Below are 17,461 nucleotides of genomic sequence, written 5' to 3'. Positions count from 1 at the left end.
TTAAACAGTGGTAATTACTCTTTAATAAAGTAAATATCACTAAAGCCCATGCGGGCAAATTCTTGATCACGAAAGTTACGAACAGAAGCCGACCCTTTAGAGGTCATTTCTATTTGTTGTACCATGCTTAAATAATTGGTTAAATCAATGCCTTCGGCAGCAGCAATTGCTTGATACATGTCGTGATATTTGTCTTTAGCGAAATTAATTTCGCGCGGTTGATTTTTAAATTTGTAGGTTATTCTGCGTGCCATATTAAGCTCATTGTAATTGAGAATTACAGCGATTTTACACTGTATTTAGTAGCGGCTCTAGCATTGAATGACACGATATAACTAGGCACTTAAACCATAGGGTTAATAATGAAATTATCAGTAGAGATTAGTAAGTACCCACTACATCAAGATTACATTCCTTTTATTAAAGGCTTTATTGATCGATTAAACGAGTACGATGGTTTAAAAGTGATTACAAATACACTATCGACACAAATTTTTGGCGATTATGATTTAGTAATGCAAGTACTCAATACCGAAATTAAACGTTCATACGAAGAGTTTGGAAAAGCTATTTTTGTGTGTAAGTTTTTGTCTGGCGATTTATCGCCTCAGTAGTTTTTTCGCCACAATTTAACGGTAACAGCACACTATGGAATTTATAACAAAAACCTTAAGCGGTTTTACTGCCATGTCGCATTGGGAATATATTGCGGTTGTGCTATCAATTGCTTATTTATTGTTAGCTATAAAAGAGAGCCTTTGGTGCTGGCCGGCTGCGTTTTTTAGTACACTAATTTACACTATCATGTATTGGAATGGCGCATTGCTAATGGAGTCGTTACTTAACTTTTATTACATGTATATGGCGGTATTTGGCTGGGTAGTATGGCGAAAAGGTAAAGCTAATAATAACAATCTGAGTATTAGTTCTTGGTCAATGGAACGTCATGCGCTGTTAATTATACTAACCTCTATTACGGCAACAGGCATAGGGTATTTTATGACTAATTATACGCATGCTGATTTTGCCTACTTAGATAGCTTTACAACCTGTTTTGCTGTTGTGACCACTTATTTAGTTGCGAAAAAAATTCTTGAAAACTGGCTGTACTGGATAGTCATAGACGCAGCTTCTATGTATTTATATTACGAGAAAGGCTATTACCCAACGTTAGCGCTTTTTGTGTTCTACACCATTATGGCAGGGTGGGGCTTTAAAACTTGGTACGAAGAATACGAGCAAAGCCAAGCTAAGCCACTCGCACAGCTTTAATTTATGAGTGATTACACTGGGCTTATAAACAAATGTCGTGCGTTTATAGCGCCAAGGGACGTTATTTCACATGTGCCTTTATCACAAGGCTTAAGCAACGAAAACGTCTTAATAAATACCATTCAAGGGAAGTATTTATTAAAGCGTTACAAAGACCATTGGCCAGAAAATGCCTTAGAGGCGCAGCGTATTCTGAGTGCGTCGAATATATGTCCTTCCCCCGTATGGCTTGATAAACAAAACCAACTTGCTGTATTTCATTACTTTGACGGTAGCACCGCAACTGACTTATTAATCGATGATGTTATTAAAAAGCTTGCTGCTGTTCATGCTTACTCGATTGTCACTGAGCCTATGGATATAGCCCAAGAGCTAAACGGCTATAAATGCTCATCTGTGTATATTGAGTATCAGCAAAAAATTAATGCAGCGGTTAACTTTATTGCAGCTATGCCTATTGAGCTTGGCTTTTGCCATAATGATTTAATTAAAGACAATATAATAGTGAATGAGTCAGGCGCATACTTAATTGATTTTGAGTACGCGAAAACAAACGACGTGTATTTTGATTTGGCCGCACTAAGTATTAGTTTTGAGCTCAATGAGCAGGTTGATAACGCGCTATTAGATAGTTACGTTAAATATAAAGATGAACAAGTAGGGTTTGTGAAATCAACGGATAAGCTTAATTGTTATAAGCTTTTGTTTTTGGTTTTAAGTATTGGTTGGTATGAGCAGCGCGACATAAGAGCTCCAGCGAAAAAATTACGCGCGCAGCTGCTAAAATTTAGTGCAGCATGTGGCTTTTAAAGGCCACCAAAACGCGCTGCTAATTCTTTATATTTTGCTACTTCATCTGCATCAAACTGCGGTTCGCCGTTTTCATCCTCTGACTTAGCGATTAATAAACTTTCACGTGCAAGACGTTTTACGCGTTCTTCTTTAACACCTAAAAACTCAGCAACTTGCTCAGTAGACATCAAACTCATTATTACTTCCTCTCATTAAATATTTTTATTTCTGTGACAATGATAGTTAAAATGTTGCTAAAGCGTAACTATTTTTATCGAATATTAATAAATAACGCGTTTTTATAAAATAGTCACATGTTTTCTTTAAAAGTGCCTAATTAATAATCATATAAACTAATGTCGCTAGCATTTGTGTAAAGATGGCTTTATCATTGGCGCATGCTAATACATTGATATCGCGAGTTGATGTGGCGGCAGCAAATGTGCTCTCGTGGTGAAATGGATATCACGTGGCCCTCCGGAGGCTGAGTTGTAGGTTCGATCCCTACCGAGAGCGCCATTTGATTTTTATTTAACCTTGCTCAATACCTTACCTGCATTTTTATATTCCCTCTCTAAGTATTAGCTATCTTGCTTAAATAGGCTTTAGTGCCTATTGTTTTGATTATTATAAATATCTAATTATGCCATTGGTGCGTTGTGTTTGTGCTATTCAAATACATCAACAGGCAAAGGTGTATTAATACATTCGTATTTTTGGGAAATACAGTAAATGGATAGTATTGAGCAGCTTAAATTTGATCTAGAAAAGGCATATGCCAAAATATCTGAGTTAGAAAAAAATACGTGTTTTAATGATTTATTTTTAACTATATTTAACACCTCTCCGGTTCCATTTGTATTGAGTGACGTTAAAAGCACTATAATTCATGCCAATGATGCGTTCGTTAATTTGTATGGTTATGGGGCAAGCGAAACCTCCACATTAGATGCATGGTGGGTCAAAGTACTTCCCAACAATCATTATCGTGAGTGTGTGCTCCGCTCGTGGCAAAAAAAACGTATCGATTCAGAAAAAATGAATACTCGTTTTGAGCCAATGCAGCTAACTATACAGTGCAAAAATGGGTTTAAACGTACTGTACTTGGCAGTGCCGTCCCCTTACAAAATGGGGGAGCCAGTATTATTTTAAATATTTTTTATGATATTACTGAACTTGAGCATCAAAATGACCAAATACGAGATTTATCCAATGTCATTACTGAATTAACCCTTTCTCTAGAGCAGCAAAAAAAAGAGCTCATACGCGAAAAACAAAAAGCCTCAGCAAACACAGAGCGGTTAAGTTTAGCCATGAAGGGCGCTAACGATGGGCTTTGGGATTGGGATATAGCTAACGAAAAAATGTATTACTCACCGCGATGGAAATCGATGTTGGGCTATGAAGAGGACGAGCTTACAAATAGTTTTGCTACATGGGAAATGCTTGTTCACCCTGACGATCTAGCTCCAACAGTTGCTAAAATCCATTCATTTATGGAATCTAAAACTAAGCACTATGAAGCTGAGTTTAGAATGCGCCATAAAAACGGTAGCTATGTAAATATTTTATCTCGTGCTTTTGTTGTTGAAAGTGAGGAAGGTGAAATTACTCGTTTAGTTGGCACCCATGTAGATATAACGGCAAGGAAAAAATCAGAAGAGAAACTCAGTTACCAATCATCTCATGATTCACTCACTGGTTTAGCAAATAGAAGAGAGTTTAAGCGTTGCGTTGAGCTTTTATTATCAGTACCGGCTGAAAAACGAGTTGATCATGCTTTATGTTACATGGACCTTGATCAATTTAAAGTGGTTAACGACACCTGTGGTCATTTAGCTGGCGATGAGTTACTGCGTCAGCTCGGGTCTTTATTGCAAAAAGTAGTGAGAAAAACAGATGTGGTAGCTCGCTTGGGAGGGGATGAGTTTGCCGTGTTAATGGAAAATTGCTCATTTGATAACGCCCATCGTGTAACTAGCTTAATTCAAAAGGAAATAGAGGATTATCGATTTGTTTGGGAAGGTCGCAGCTTTCGTATAGGTGTAAGCATGGGGTTGATCCAAATTACCGATAAATATGTGGATTTTACAGAGGTGCTAAAGTTAGCTGATGTTGCTTGTTATATAGCAAAGGAGAAGGGACGAAATAGAATTCATGTTCATTATGATGATGACGAAGAGCTCGCAGTGCGCCAAGGCGAGATGCAGTGGGTAAATAGAGTTCAAGATGCAATAGATGAAAACCGCTTTAAAATATACGCACAATTAATTGAGCCACTCGCTTGCGATAAAAATAAACATTATGAATTGCTATTGCGCATGGTCGATAAGCAAGGAGGTATAATTCCACCCGGCGCTTTTTTACCTCCTGCAGAGCGCTATCAACTGATTGTTAAAGTAGATAGTTGGATGATTGAAAACGCATTTAAGATGATTCTAAATAACCCTAACTTTCTCAAAGGGGTTAATTTCTTGTCTATTAACCTTTCTGGGCAGTCACTTACTAATGAGGATTTTTTAAAATTCGTTACAGAGCAACTCAAGCTATTGGGGGAGCACAGTGTAAAAATTTGTTTTGAAATAACCGAAACAGCCGCAATTTCGAACCTTGAACTTGCTAGTAAGTTTATTACCCAATTAAAAGTGCTAGGGTGTCGCTTTGCACTAGATGACTTTGGTAGTGGGTTATCATCATTTGGGTACCTGAAAAATCTCAAGGTTGACTACCTTAAAATAGATGGGATTTTTGTTAAAGATATAGCGGTCGATCCGTTTGATCATGCAATGGTAAAATCAATAAACGAAATTGGCCACGTTATGGGTATGAAAACCATTGCTGAGTTTGTCGAAACTTCACAAATTAAGCAAATCCTATTAGAAATGGGTGTAGATTACGCACAGGGTTATGCAGTGCATAAACCGCAGCCAATTGAGAAACTTTTCTAAGTTATAAACACATTTAACTTCGAGCGGCTTGATCATAACCACTTATCTTATTGTGTTATATATTTATTTAAATGTGTTTTTTAAGTGGGTTATAAGCAATCCTTTATAGTCATTTATTAACGTAAATGAAACAAATGTTAGACTTTTAGAGGTGTAAAATGCTATCTATGGTGTTTAATTACCTATTTTAAAAACCTCTATGCTTATTACTTTACCTATCACTGAACTTGTTCCCGGCATGTATGTCGATAGCGTAACTAAGCAGCATGAAGGTGTTAATGGAATAAAAATAAAAACCAGTGGTTTGGTTCGTGAAAAATCAATAATAAAACGTTTAGCAACAGAAGGTGTGCTTGAGCTATTAATTGATTTTACTAAAGGCGATGCAGCCATTCCTGCTAAGTACAAGCCAACTCCCAAGTCGCCTGCAAAAAATAAAAACTCAGCGCCTACAAAGCTAAATGACCAAACAAATACAAAGTCTACCAAGGTTAAATCAAAACCTGTAAATACTCCCGCAAGTATAACCCTTGAGCAAGAGTTTGCTTCAGCAAGCGAAGGTTACGAGCGCCACAGCAAAAAATTAAAATCGTTATATGGTGATATAACTGCAGGCATGGCCGTCAATGTAAAAGTACTTGATGAAATAGCTAATGAGATAGTTAGCTCTGTTTTTCGTAATACTAACGCTATGACCATACTTACTCGCGTAAAAGACAAGCATAATTATAACTGGCGACACATGATTAACTGCGCCATTTTTACCGCGGTGTTTGCTAAATACTTAGGGTACAAGCAAGGGGTTGTCCAGCAATTGGCAATGGGCGCATTACTCCATGATTTAGGCCAAGCTAAAATACCGCAAGGTATACTTTCAAAGCCTTCTAAATTAACTGATTTTGAAATGAGTGCGGTAAAAAAGCATGTATCGCAAGGGCTGATATTAGCAAAAGAGGAGGAGGGTGTAACGCCAGTCATGTTGGACATGATAGTAAATCACCATGAACGATTAGATGGCTCTGGTTACCCCAGAGGTGTTGACGAAAAAAAGCTGAGTCGTGCTGCGCGTATCATGGCTATTGTTGATGTATATGATGCGATGACGGCTGATAAGCTATACAAAGAAGGCGATGAACCTATTAATGCATTACGCCATTTGTTGGCTAATAACACGCTATTTGATGCTGAATTAGTGCAGCGCTTTATAAAGTGTTTAGGAGTCCACCCTGTGGGAAGTATTGTGAAATTAACTAACGAGCGTTTGGCTATCGTGTTAGAGGGAAACACCCAAAACCCTATAAAGCCAAAAGTTAAATTATTTTACAATGCAAAGCATAATCATCACGTAACGCCTAAAGATATAGATTTGAGTACTGACAACCAAGAGCTTAAAATTTTAGCGAGTGTAAAGCCGATGGATTATCAAATTAATTTATCTCGTTTACTAAAAGATCATCTGCTCGTTTAGTTTTAGTGCATTGGCGTTTTTGGTTTGCCTGAGCCGATATAAACGCGCCTAAAAAACAACTTCCCATTAGTACCAACCACAACAAAGTGCCAAGCTCTACGTGAAGGGCTAAGCAGCAAAATATGAGCGATACAGCAGCACTTAACATAGCCCCCAACCAGTAACGATTAACAGGGTTATCGCATTGCCCGGCCTGTGTGCATGCGCAGTAATTTGCCTTATAAAAGAAAAATACACTGGCTCCGCAAAAAAGAAGACCCACCATAATTAGAACAATCAGCACAGTTTTAAACCTTTGGTTATTTTAAAAAGAGTTTAAAATGCAGTGTATTTTATGTCAATCTAAATGATAATTAATTACATTTAGAGCAATTACTCTAATAACATATTTCTTGTCCGATGAGTTTTAAATAGTTGTTAAAATGTAGTTAAAAAACGTGTTTTTTAGGTGTTTTTGGTGTGATCATGAAGTTTTTTTATAAAAATTAATGTAGTGTAGCCGGGTTTTGAACATAAGTAACAACACACATAGCTACCCAAACAGTGAGTTTGGTTAAGGACACAACAATGAAATTTTCTAAAACGCTTATCGCAGCCTCGCTTGCATTTGTTTCAGCTGACTCTTTTGCAGCTGCGTTTCAACTAGCTGAGCAAAACGCATCAGGTTTAGGCCGTGCCTATGCTGGTGAAGCATCTATTGCAGACGACGCGTCTGTTGTTGCACGTAATCCTGCTTTAATGACTGTATTTAAAGATAAGCAACTAAGTGTTGCTGCTATTGCCGTTGTTCCAGACGTGAGCCTTGAAGGCACTGGCACAAACAATGGCATTGACGCGAACGCATTAGATGACGACAGCATTGCTCCTAGCGCTGTTATTCCAGCTACGTATTTCACCATGCCAGTAAACGACAGAGTATCAGTTGGTTTTGGTGCATTTGCTAACTTTGGTCTAGCGACAAAATTTGATGACGATTACGCGGCAGGTCAAATTGCGGGCGAAACAGAAATTGTAACCGTAAATATGAACGCAAGCGTTGCCTATAAAGTAAGCGAGCAGTTCAGCTTTGGTATTGGCTTAAATGCAATTTATGCAGAAGCTAAAATTATTCGCAAGTTTGGTGCATCTGCGTTACCAATCCCTGCCTCAACAGATGCAGTAAACCTTGAAGGTGACGATATTGGTTACGGCTTAAATGTTGGTGTAATGTACCAATTAGACGAAAACAGCCGTTTTGGTTTTAACTACCGCACAGAAACTGACATCACTTTTGAAGGTGAATACTCAAACGAGCTACCTTCTGCATTTATTCCTGGTGGATTAGACGGACAACTTGAACTTCCAGGTTCGGTTGAAATCACGCTACCTGCTATTGCTGAGTTTTCTGGTTCGCACCAGTTAGATGAAAAGCTAGGCCTACACTACAGTGTATTGTGGACCGGTTGGAGCAGCTTTGATTCATTAGAAGCGCAAGTAACTGCGCCTACGGGTGATAAGTTTAGCGCATTTGAAAAAACAGAAGACTTCTCTGACGCGCTTCGTTACTCAGTAGGTACTGACTACCAGTACAACGAAAACCTATTGTTGCGTGCAGGTATTGCGTTTGACGAGTCACCTGTATCACAACAGCATTTATCAATCTCTATTCCTGATACAGACCGTTTTTGGTTCTCTTTTGGTGGTAACTATATCATCGATAAAAACTCAAACGTTGATCTAGGCGTAAGTATTATTCGTGGTAAAACACAAAACTACACTGAAAAAGACAACTTAGGCTCGCAGTGGTCTTTTGAGTCTAAAGGTCATGCTACGCTTATTGGCGCGCAGTACAACTACACGTTTTAATGTAGAAGTGCCTTGTGGTTAATCACAGGGCACAAAAAAGCCGCTCACTTATTAAAGTGAGCGGCTTTTTTAATACCCATTAAATGATGTTAATAGGCATTTTATGAAAGTTTATAAGCTTTCTATTTTAGTTTTTTGCTCAAGTAGCTTAGTTTTAGCATCGGTGAATTCAGCTAATTTAGCGTTTTCTTTAGCAAGTACCGCTTCAGGTGCATTGTTTACAAACTTTTCGTTCGCTAGTTTGTTTTGCACTTGTGCTAAGCCTTTCTCAGCTTTTTCAAGTTGCTTATTAATACGTGCAAGCTCAGCTTCTACATCAATTAAGCCCGCCATGGGGATCATAATTTCAAGGTTGCCAACATAAGAGGTTGCACATGCTGGCGCGTCGTCTTTGTTTTCAAGCATTGTAAACTCTTCAAGCTTCGCAAGTGATGCCAAGAATGATTTGTTTTCTTCAATACGGCGCACATCGTCGCTCGATGCGTTAGCAAGTAATACGCTAAGCGGTTTACTTGGGCTAATATCCATTTCACCACGAATATTACGAATAGCTAAAATGAATTGCTTAACCCACTCTAAATCGTCCATTGCTTGTGCATCAACGCTTGATTCATTATAAACAGGGAAGCCTTGTACCATAATGCTAGTGCCTGTAGTTTCAAGGCCTGCAAGTGGTGCAACACGTTGCCAAATTGTTTCTGTGATGTATGGCATCATTGGGTGCATTAAACGCAGTAAGCTTTCAAGCACGGTAATTAGTGTATTACGCGTACCGCGCTGTTGTGCTTCACTGCCTTTAAATAGTACCGGCTTAGTTAGTTCTAAGTACCAATCACAAAATTGATTCCACGTGAATTCGTAAAGCGTGTTAGCGGCTAAGTCAAAGCGGTAGTTATCAAGGTGCTCTGTGTAGGTTTTAACGGTTGCTTCGTATTGGCCTAAAATCCAACGATCAGCAAGTGAGTACTCTTTTTCAGCATCGCTTGCAAAACCACAGTCTTGCTCTTCTGTGTTCATTAATACGTAACGGCTTGCGTTCCATAATTTGTTACAGAAGTTACGGTAGCCTTCAAGGCGGTTCATATCCCAGTTAATATCACGACCAGTAGATGCCATCGCAGCAAGGGTAAAGCGAAGTGCATCGGTACCGTGAGCTTCAATACCATTTGCGAATACTTTGCGGGTATCTTTTTCGATTTTTGCAGCAAGTTTAGGCTGCATCATGTTGCCAGTACGCTTTTGTACTAAGTCTTCAAGCTCAATGCCGTCAATCATGTCTAGTGGGTCAAGCACGTTACCTTTTGACTTAGACATTTTATCGCCGTTATCGTCACGTATTAAGCCCGTTACATACACGGTTTTAAACGGCACTTGTGGCTTGCCGTTTTCATCTTTTATAAAGTGCAGCGTCATCATGATCATGCGCGCAACCCAGAAAAAGATAATATCAAAGCCTGTTACCAACACGTCAGACGGGTGGAAGGTTTTTAAATCATCGGTATTTTCTGGCCAACCTTGCGTTGAGAACGTCCACAGTGCAGATGAGAACCACGTATCAAGTACATCTTCGTCTTGGCTTAGCGCAACATCATCTGCAATGTTGTTATCGCGGCGCACTTCTGCTTCGTCGCGACCAACAAATACGTTGCCTTCGCTATCGTACCAAGCTGGAATGCGGTGACCCCACCAAAGCTGGCGTGAAATACACCAATCTTGTACGTCGTTCATCCACGAAAAGTACATGTTTTCGTATTGCTTAGGTACAAATTGGATGTCGCCGTTTTTAACTGCGGCTTTTGCAGGTTCAGCAAGTGGCGCAACACGTACATACCATTGGTCGGTTAGTAGTGGCTCAATTACTACACCAGAGCGGTCGCCGTAAGGAACGGTTAGGCCATGGTCTTCAATTTTTTCAAGTAGGCCAAGTTCTTCAAATTCAGCCACAATTGCTTTACGTGCAGCAAAACGGTCAAGGCCATGAAAGCGCTCAGGAATTGGCGCATCAAGTTCAAGCTCTTTACCGTCAAAGGTGTATGTTTCACCTTGCGTTAAAATTGCGGCGTCTTTATCGAAAATGTTTATCATCGGCATTTGATGACGCTTACCTACTTCATTATCGTTAAAGTCGTGCGCTGGGGTTATTTTTACACATCCCGTGCCTTTGTCTTTATCGGCATGTTCATCGGCAACAATTTTAATACGACGATTAACGATAGGTAATAAAATGTCTTTACCAATTAAATCTGTGTAGCGCTCGTCATCTGGGTTTACAGCAACACCAGAGTCACCTAGCATGGTTTCTGGGCGCGTAGTAGCCACTACAATGTAGTCTTTACCGTCTTGTGTTTTAACGCCATCGGCTAATGGGTAACGTAAGTTCCACATGTGGCCTTGTTTGTCTTTGTTTTCAACTTCAAGGTCTGAAATAGCGGTGTGTAATTTTGGATCCCAGTTTACGAGGCGCTTACCGCGGTAAATTAGGTTTTCTTTATGAAGACGAACAAATACTTCTTTAACTGCTTCAGATAGGCCATCGTCCATCGTAAAACGTTCACGGTCCCAATCAACTGATGCGCCAAGGCGACGAAGCTGCTTAGTAATTGTGCCGCCCGATTCGTTTTTCCATTCCCAGATTTTATTTATAAAATCTTCGCGGCCTAAATCGTGGCGTGTTTTACCTTCTTCAGCATGCAGTTTACGCTCAACCAACATTTGCGTTGCAATACCTGCGTGGTCAGTACCTACTTGCCATAATGTGTTGTTACCTTGCATACGTTTAAAACGCGTTAGGGTATCCATTATTGTATCTTGGAAGGCGTGGCCCATGTGTAAGCTACCAGTAACATTTGGCGGCGGGATCATAATTGAATACGGTACGCCTTGGCCAGATGGCTTAAAGTAGCCTTTTTGTTCCCAGTCTTGATATAGAGACTGTTCAATATCTTGCGGATTGTAGGTTTTATCCATTACACAGAACCTTAAATAAGTACTTAAATTAGTTGGTTAGTTTGCCAGAGTGGCTAGCTATTAATATCTTGCGTGGTGAGATTGGCACCGAGTTGGCGTAGCTTTTTAAAACGCTCGCGGGCTGCTTGTTTAGCAGCAGGTTCTACGGGGACAAAATCAAAAACTTGGTTAAATCGACGAATATAATCCGGTAATTGGGTGGCCAAGTTTATTAAAACTTTTCGGTTGCCAACAGGTGGCGTAATACCAATTTCTACAGGGGCTCCGCCTTTGGGGCCTTCACCTTGTAAATTGTGTGGTACAAAACTGTCTGGGTCGAATGCCCAAATTATTTCATCAATGGCGCAGGCGGTTTCGTTGTCGTTTACACAAATAAAGACACGTTGCCCATTTCGATACTGATCGGCTGCAACTTGTGCAGCCAAAGCAAAATGATCATCAGCCTGAGCTTTAGACTCATCCTGTTGCTTTAGAACGAAAAATTTAGCGTTCATGTTCATTGTATCGGGCTTTCCCATGACATTGAATGTGTACTAGGTTAATACACGTAAATTAAGAGGCAGATTTTGCCATATAACGGGGTTTGCTTCAATTAATACACAAATAAATAAGGCGCCGTGTGGCGCCTTATTTTTAGCTAAATAGGTAATTAATCTTGCGCTGCTTCGCTTACACCCGCTCTGTTTAATAAATACTGAGTTAGCATAGGAACAGGGCGGCCAGTAGCGCCTTTATTTGCACCACTTCGCCATGCAGTACCTGCTACATCTAAATGTGCCCAATTATATTTTTTGGTAAACTTAGATAAAAAACACGCCGCAGTAATTGTGCCAGCCGCACGGCCACCTAAATTGGTAAAATCAGCAAATGGGCTTTCTAGTTGATCTTGATAGTCGTCCCATAGCGGTAGTTGCCATGCACGGTCGCCACTTTGCTCAGACGCTTTTAATAAGTCGTGGGCAAGGGGGTTATGGTTTGCAAGCAAACCCGTTGCATGCGCACCTAATGCAACAATACATGCACCTGTTAGTGTTGCTACGTCAATGACTGTATCTGGGTCAAAACGCTCAACGTAAGTTAACGCATCGCATAATACTAAACGGCCTTCAGCATCGGTGTTAAGTACTTCAACCGTTTGCCCCGACATCGTTGTTAAAATATCACCAGGGCGATAAGCATTTGAGCTTGGCATGTTTTCACAACCCGCTAAAATACCTATTACGTTTATAGGCAACTGCATTTGTGCCAGTGCGCGCATTGCGCCAATAACACCCGCGGCACCCCCCATGTCGTATTTCATTTCATCCATGCCTTCGCCAGGTTTTAATGAAATACCGCCTGAGTCAAACGTTAAACCTTTGCCAACAAGTACTATTGGCGCTTGATCATCGCTTGCACCTTTGTAGTTAATAACCGACATCACTGATTCGTTATCACTACCACGGCCAACCGCTAAGTATGAGTTCATACCAAGCTCAGCCATTTTTTCTTCGCCAATAATGTCAACGGTGATGTTATCAAAATTGGTAGCCAGCTCTTGAGCTTGTTCACCTAAGTAAGCTGGGTTACAAATATTGGGTGGCATGTTTGCTACGTCTTTACATAGTTTACTGCCAGCTGCAATTGCTAAGCCATGCTCAATAGCGCTTTCGCCAATAGTGAGTTCGCGGCGTGTGGGTACGTTGAATACAATTTTACGAAGTGGACGACGCGGGTCTACTTTTTTACTTTTAAGCTGATTAAACGTGTATAGGCAATCTTGCGTTGTTTCAACGGCCTGACGTACTTTCCAGTAAGTATCTCGGCCTTTAACGTGCTGCTCTGTTAAAAAGCATACTGCTTCCATAGAGCCTGTATCGTTTAAGGTATTTATTGTTTTAGAGATAATTTGTTTATATTGCTTGTCATCAAGCTCGCGCTCTTTACCACAGCCTACAAGTAAAATACGCTCGCTTAATACGTTAGGGACATGATGCAATAATAAAACTTGTCCAGGTTTCCCTTCTAGGTCACCACGGCGAAGTAGATTTGAAATATAACCATCACTGATTTTGTCGAGTTGTTCACCAATGGGGGATAACCTGCGTGGCTCGTAAACGCCAACGACTATACATGCGCTGCGTTGCTTTTCTGGGCTACCACTTTTTACGCTAAATTCCATTGTTGCTCCTGATTGTGAGTCATTTAAGCTATTAAATAAGACCAAAAATAATATTTTCTAGTATTAGCTGCTCAGCTTATGTAGAGATAATACTCATTTTAGCTGATTTTTACCGACTCTTACTGTGTAATTGAACTTTATATGCTTAAGGGCTACTAATGCAACATTATATCTTGCACTTAGGTAGGATAATTAATTTTGATGGCTTATAATAATACCCTATTTGTCGGTATAAACTGTTCAAAATAGCTATTTAACTATTCGACACTCACTATTGTGGTGAAATACTAAGTTTAACAGGGGCGAGCATTGCTTATTTTTCGTTATTTGACCGCTGAGGTTTTAAAATCGCAGGTCGCCGTATTTTTAACTTTAATGACCATTTTTTTATCACAAAAGCTGGTGGTTATTTTAGGTGACGCATCAGAGGGGAGCATTCCTGCCCAGTTAGTGCTGTCGATGATTGCGTTAAAGTTACCACAGCTTGCCTCGCTGATTCTTCCATTGAGTATATTTCTAGGCATTATTTTAGCCTATAGCCGTATTTATGCCGATAGCGAAATGACGGTATTAAAAGCATGTGGTGTGAGCGAATGGTATGTAGTGCGTGTAACTTTAATATCAAGCGCAGGTTTGGCGCTTTTGGCTGGCGCATTAACTATGTACCTAGCGCCATGGGCCAGTGAACAAGAATATCAATTAAAAGAGCAAGCTAAAGCTGACGCAGGGCTATCAGCACTAAGGGCTGGTCGTTTCCAAGAAACAGGTAACGAAAAAGCCGTAGTGTTTATCCATAATATTGAGAATGGTGGAAAAGAGTTAAACAAAGTGTTTGTTGCACAGCTGCCAAATAGTGATAACGATGAGTTAGCTCGACTAGTATACGCAGAGCAAGGCGTGGTAATTGAAGCGCAAAACGGTGAGCAACAGTTAGTGTTAACCGATGGAAAACGATACGAAACCGACGGCACAACGGCTGCATTAAACCTGACCGAGTTTGATGGCTACAGTGTGCAAATTCGCGAACAAGAAATAGAACATCAACGCCGTAAATTAGAAGCCGTGCCAACTAATCAGTTACTCGCCATTAACACCCCTGAGTCTATTGCTCAATGGCAGTGGCGTATCGCTATACCCCTTTCTATACCACTTCTTACTTTGCTAGCAGTGCCGCTAAGTGTGGTTAATCCTCGTCAGGGTAAATTTGCTAAATTAGTACCTGCTATCAGTTTGTATCTTGGGTATTTTATTTTATTAAATGCCGCTAAATTTGCGATAGAAGATGGCAAAATACCGCCGTCAATTGGGCTTTGGTGGATTCACCTGAGCGCGTTATTTATTGGTGGCTTATTAATTATTAAAGGTCGACCAATTGGTGCTTTGCTTAAAGCTGTTGTTACTAAGCGGGAGCTAAGCTCATGATGAAAACACTCGATTGGTATTTAGGGCGCAGCATTTTACAAACGACAGGCTTTGCCTTGTTGGTTTTAGTTGGGATCAGCACCTTAATTAAATTTATTGAGCAGTTAAAATCGGTAGGGCGTGGTAGTTACGATTTGATCACAGCCATGCTGTATACGTTATACAGTATTCCTGGTGATTTAGTGGTGTTTTTTCCTATGGCTGCATTGATTGGTGGCTTAACAGGGCTTGGTGCGCTTGCTTCAAATAGTGAATTAGTGGTTATGCAAGCTGCGGGTATGTCGCGGTTGCAAATTATTGGTTCGGTGATGAAAACCGCCATGTTTATGGCCATTTGTATGATGGCGCTTGGCGAGTGGGGCGCGCCAGAGGCACAGTTACGTGCAAAAGAAATGCGAAACCAAGCGATACATGGCGGTGATGTGTTTAGCGCGCAAAAAGGAGTTTGGGCAAAAGATGGAAATAACTTTATAAATATAGAAGATGTGGACGAAAGCGGTAAGCTTAACGGTTTGCACATGTACTATTTTGATAATTCGCTTGAACTGACTCAAATTACTAAAGCTAAAGAAGCAATTAGCCGAAAAGATGGGTGGCTTTTACGTGATGTAAACAAAGTCATTATTACGGATGAGTTAATTACTACTGAGCTACATTCAGAAGAGTTTTACCCATCGCAACTAACCGCCGAAAAGTTAGGGGTTGTATCTGTAAAGCCCGAGTCGCTATCGTTTACAGGGTTATGGTCGTACTTAAGTTATTTAGAGCAAAACGAGCAAGATACCAGTACTTACGATCTCGCTCTTTGGCGTAAGTTTATGCAACCTGTGTCGGTTGCGGTTATGTTACTGGTTGCGCTTTCGTTTATATTTGGCCCATTACGTACAGTAACTATGGGCGCACGTATAATCATGGGAGTGGTTACAGGCATTGTATTTCATTTAACAAACGAGATATTTGGTCCTGTGGTAATGGTTTACCAAATACCTGCCATAATCGGCGCCGTGCTGCCTAGTGTTATTTTTATAGGCTTTGCGACTTACTTGATGAATAAACGGGTATAAGCGCTCATATTTAAAAACAAAAAGGGTGACTATTAGTCACCCTTTTTGTTTTTAAATGATTATATCATTATGTATTTACAGGCTAATCGAGCTCGCGGTATATGCGTTTATTCTCTTCTTTTGAAAGCGCAACAACCTCTGTTTTAGATAAGTAATCTTGTAATGCTTTTTTATTTTTAAAATCAACTAACACGACTAAGTTGCCTAAACCAAGTAACGCGGCAAGACAGCGAATAACGGATTGCGACCAGCTAATTAAATTACCGTCGTTAGTTTGCACTCTTAAACGCCATGCTCGCATACCAATTGTTTGCCCACTTTTGGTCCAAAAGTAACTAAAAAAGATAACATTAACGCCCACAAATAACGCACTGCGAATGCCATCTAGTAAAGGCGAATTTTCTATAAATGCAGCAGGGTCTTGGCCTTCTGTTTGCTCAATAAGACCCGTTGAAATTAACACTTGGATTGCAGCAAAGTACAAAATAGCGGTTAGCATAGATAACGAAATGACGACTAAAGAGTCGTATATAAGCGACGCAAAACGGCGCCAAAAACCAGCACGTGGAAACTCACCCGACATAAAAATACTCTCACTGTTAATGTGTGGCTAGTTTAGCAAAAAAGCGCAAAAATACTAAGTGCTATAGTATGTTGGTATCATTTAACTCTAGGTTTAAACAATATCCGTATTTTTAAAAGTACTTTATTTGCATGGTGCTTTAATTTTTAAATGTTAATAGTTGCCTAAATGTTAAGCGGTTGATCATGCTTATGTAATAAAAGGCTTGCTGCTAACCCTATTGTTTGTATAATGCTTGGCATAGAGACGCGGGAACATAAATAATCCTAAGCTCTAAAGTGGTTTTTCTTTATCTTCTCGTGTTTAGAAGGTTAAAGAAAAATGATGCCAGCGTGATGAAATTGGTAGACATGGGGGATTCAAAATCCCCTTCCGAAAGGAGTGCCGGTTCGAGTCCGGCCGCTGGTACCACTTTTTATAACCTCTGCTAGATTTAGCAGAGGTTTTTTTATGTCTAAAACTTGTGATGACGGGCTCGAGCGGCACTCAAGTGCGCTGCTATAAGTTAAAGTCCGGCCGCTGGTACCACTTTTTATAACCTCTGCTAGATTTAGCAGGGGTTTTTTTATGTCTAAAATTTGTGATTACGGACTCGAGTGGCACTCAAGCGCACTGCTATGGTAATCCCCCCGAAAAATAATAGAAGCCAAGCGTAGAATTTTCTCTTATTGTAAACACAGGAGAAAATTATGAAAAAAGCACATTTTACAGACAACCAAATCCTTGCCATTTTAAAACAAGCAGAAAGCGGCGTGCCTATTCCTGAGCTGTGCCGCGAACATGGCATGGGCAATTCAACCTTTTATAAATGGCGCGCTAAATACGGCGGTATGGATGCGTCTTTAATGACACGAATGAAAGAGCTTGAAGATGAAAATCGCCGTTTAAAGAAAATGTATGCTGAAGAGCGGCTAAAATCCGAGGTCATTCAAGAGGCA

At 40.1% G+C, this 17,461-nt stretch carries 16 protein-coding genes and 2 tRNA genes; 11 read left to right on the top strand and 7 right to left on the bottom strand.

Annotated elements, in window-relative coordinates:
- Positions 1-14: 14 nt before the first annotated feature.
- Positions 15-254: a DUF2960 domain-containing protein gene (locus ATS71_RS12435; RefSeq protein WP_006793714.1), complete on the bottom strand. Its 240-nt coding sequence runs from the start codon at positions 252-254 to the stop codon at positions 15-17.
- Positions 255-362: 108 nt separating this feature from the next.
- Between ATS71_RS12435 and ATS71_RS12430 the strand changes: the two genes are divergently transcribed.
- From ATS71_RS12430 to ATS71_RS12420, 3 genes are read left to right on the top strand one after another with little or no spacing between them, the layout of a single operon-like run.
- Positions 363-614, top strand: a complete 252-nt coding sequence (locus ATS71_RS12430; RefSeq protein WP_006793713.1) for a YkoF family thiamine/hydroxymethylpyrimidine-binding protein — start codon at positions 363-365, stop codon at positions 612-614.
- Positions 615-648: 34 nt separating this feature from the next.
- A complete protein-coding gene (gene pnuC, locus ATS71_RS12425) occupies positions 649-1,272 on the top strand; it encodes a nicotinamide riboside transporter PnuC (RefSeq protein ID WP_058405118.1) in 624 nt (207 codons plus the stop codon).
- Between the two features lie 3 nt (positions 1,273-1,275).
- Entirely contained in the window at positions 1,276-2,082 is an 807-nt protein-coding gene (locus ATS71_RS12420; RefSeq protein ID WP_058405117.1) for a phosphotransferase, read from the top strand.
- Here the strand turns inward: ATS71_RS12420 and ATS71_RS12415 are convergent.
- Entirely contained in the window at positions 2,079-2,261 is a 183-nt protein-coding gene (locus ATS71_RS12415) for a hypothetical protein (RefSeq protein WP_006793710.1), read from the bottom strand. The genes ATS71_RS12420 and ATS71_RS12415 overlap by 4 nt on opposite strands.
- Before the next feature lie 247 nt (positions 2,262-2,508).
- Between ATS71_RS12415 and ATS71_RS12410 the strand changes: the two genes are divergently transcribed.
- From ATS71_RS12410 to ATS71_RS12400, 3 genes are all read left to right on the top strand, one after another.
- Positions 2,509-2,583 (top strand) — tRNA-Arg (locus tag ATS71_RS12410).
- Positions 2,584-2,796: 213 nt separating this feature from the next.
- A complete protein-coding gene (locus ATS71_RS12405) occupies positions 2,797-5,013 on the top strand; it encodes an EAL domain-containing protein (protein ID WP_058405116.1) in 2,217 nt (738 codons plus the stop codon).
- A 199-nt stretch (positions 5,014-5,212) separates the two neighbouring features.
- Positions 5,213-6,481 (top strand): HD-GYP domain-containing protein, encoded by a 1,269-nt coding sequence (locus tag ATS71_RS12400; protein WP_058405115.1) that lies wholly within the window; start codon positions 5,213-5,215, stop codon positions 6,479-6,481.
- Here the strand turns inward: ATS71_RS12400 and ATS71_RS12395 are convergent.
- Positions 6,441-6,764 carry a hypothetical protein gene (locus ATS71_RS12395; RefSeq protein WP_082653626.1) on the bottom strand — a complete coding sequence of 108 codons (324 nt, stop codon included), beginning with the start codon at positions 6,762-6,764 and terminating at the stop codon, positions 6,441-6,443. The genes ATS71_RS12400 and ATS71_RS12395 overlap by 41 nt on opposite strands.
- 284 nt (positions 6,765-7,048) lie before the next feature.
- Here ATS71_RS12395 and ATS71_RS12390 point away from each other — a divergent pair, with 284 nt between their 5' ends.
- Positions 7,049-8,326 (top strand): outer membrane protein transport protein, encoded by a 1,278-nt coding sequence (locus ATS71_RS12390; RefSeq protein ID WP_058405113.1) that lies wholly within the window; start codon positions 7,049-7,051, stop codon positions 8,324-8,326.
- Positions 8,327-8,437: 111 nt separating this feature from the next.
- Here the strand turns inward: ATS71_RS12390 and ATS71_RS12385 are convergent, their stop codons facing one another.
- The 3 genes from ATS71_RS12385 to pepA all read right to left on the bottom strand — a co-directional run bounded on the left by ATS71_RS12385 (position 8,438) and on the right by pepA (position 13,454).
- The gene (locus tag ATS71_RS12385; protein WP_058405112.1) at positions 8,438-11,293 is read right to left on the bottom strand and encodes a valine--tRNA ligase; all 2,856 of its coding nucleotides are present in this window, start codon (positions 11,291-11,293) and stop codon (positions 8,438-8,440) included.
- Positions 11,294-11,346: 53 nt separating this feature from the next.
- A complete protein-coding gene (locus ATS71_RS12380; RefSeq protein WP_058405111.1) occupies positions 11,347-11,793 on the bottom strand; it encodes a DNA polymerase III subunit chi in 447 nt (148 codons plus the stop codon).
- Positions 11,794-11,942: 149 nt separating this feature from the next.
- Entirely contained in the window at positions 11,943-13,454 is a 1,512-nt protein-coding gene (gene pepA, locus ATS71_RS12375) for a leucyl aminopeptidase (RefSeq protein ID WP_058405110.1), read from the bottom strand.
- Between the two features lie 309 nt (positions 13,455-13,763).
- On the opposite strand from pepA, the gene lptF reads away from it, so the two are divergent.
- Together lptF and lptG are read left to right on the top strand one after the other, a co-directional pair.
- Positions 13,764-14,876, top strand: a complete 1,113-nt coding sequence (gene lptF / locus ATS71_RS12370; protein ID WP_058405109.1) for an LPS export ABC transporter permease LptF — start codon at positions 13,764-13,766, stop codon at positions 14,874-14,876.
- A complete protein-coding gene (gene lptG, locus ATS71_RS12365; RefSeq protein ID WP_058405108.1) occupies positions 14,873-15,940 on the top strand; it encodes an LPS export ABC transporter permease LptG in 1,068 nt (355 codons plus the stop codon). The genes lptF and lptG overlap by 4 nt, the downstream gene beginning before the upstream one ends.
- Before the next feature lie 82 nt (positions 15,941-16,022).
- On the opposite strand, the gene ATS71_RS12360 is transcribed toward lptG, so the two are convergent.
- Entirely contained in the window at positions 16,023-16,523 is a 501-nt protein-coding gene (locus ATS71_RS12360; protein ID WP_058405107.1) for an RDD family protein, read from the bottom strand.
- Between the two features lie 326 nt (positions 16,524-16,849).
- Here ATS71_RS12360 and ATS71_RS12355 point away from each other — a divergent pair.
- Together ATS71_RS12355 and ATS71_RS12350 are read left to right on the top strand one after the other, a co-directional pair.
- Positions 16,850-16,934, top strand: a tRNA-Leu gene (locus tag ATS71_RS12355).
- A gap of 278 nt (positions 16,935-17,212) precedes the next feature.
- The coding region (locus ATS71_RS12350) for a transposase (RefSeq protein ID WP_058405106.1) at positions 17,213-17,461 on the top strand (249 nt) is incomplete at its 3' end.

Origin of the sequence: Pseudoalteromonas sp. H71, from assembly GCF_001468485.1 — a bacterium.
In the GTDB taxonomy this organism is placed as follows: domain Bacteria; phylum Pseudomonadota; class Gammaproteobacteria; order Enterobacterales; family Alteromonadaceae; genus Pseudoalteromonas.
The sequence above is the reverse complement of the archived record's forward strand: the minus strand, read 5'-3'. Positions and strand labels throughout refer to the sequence as shown.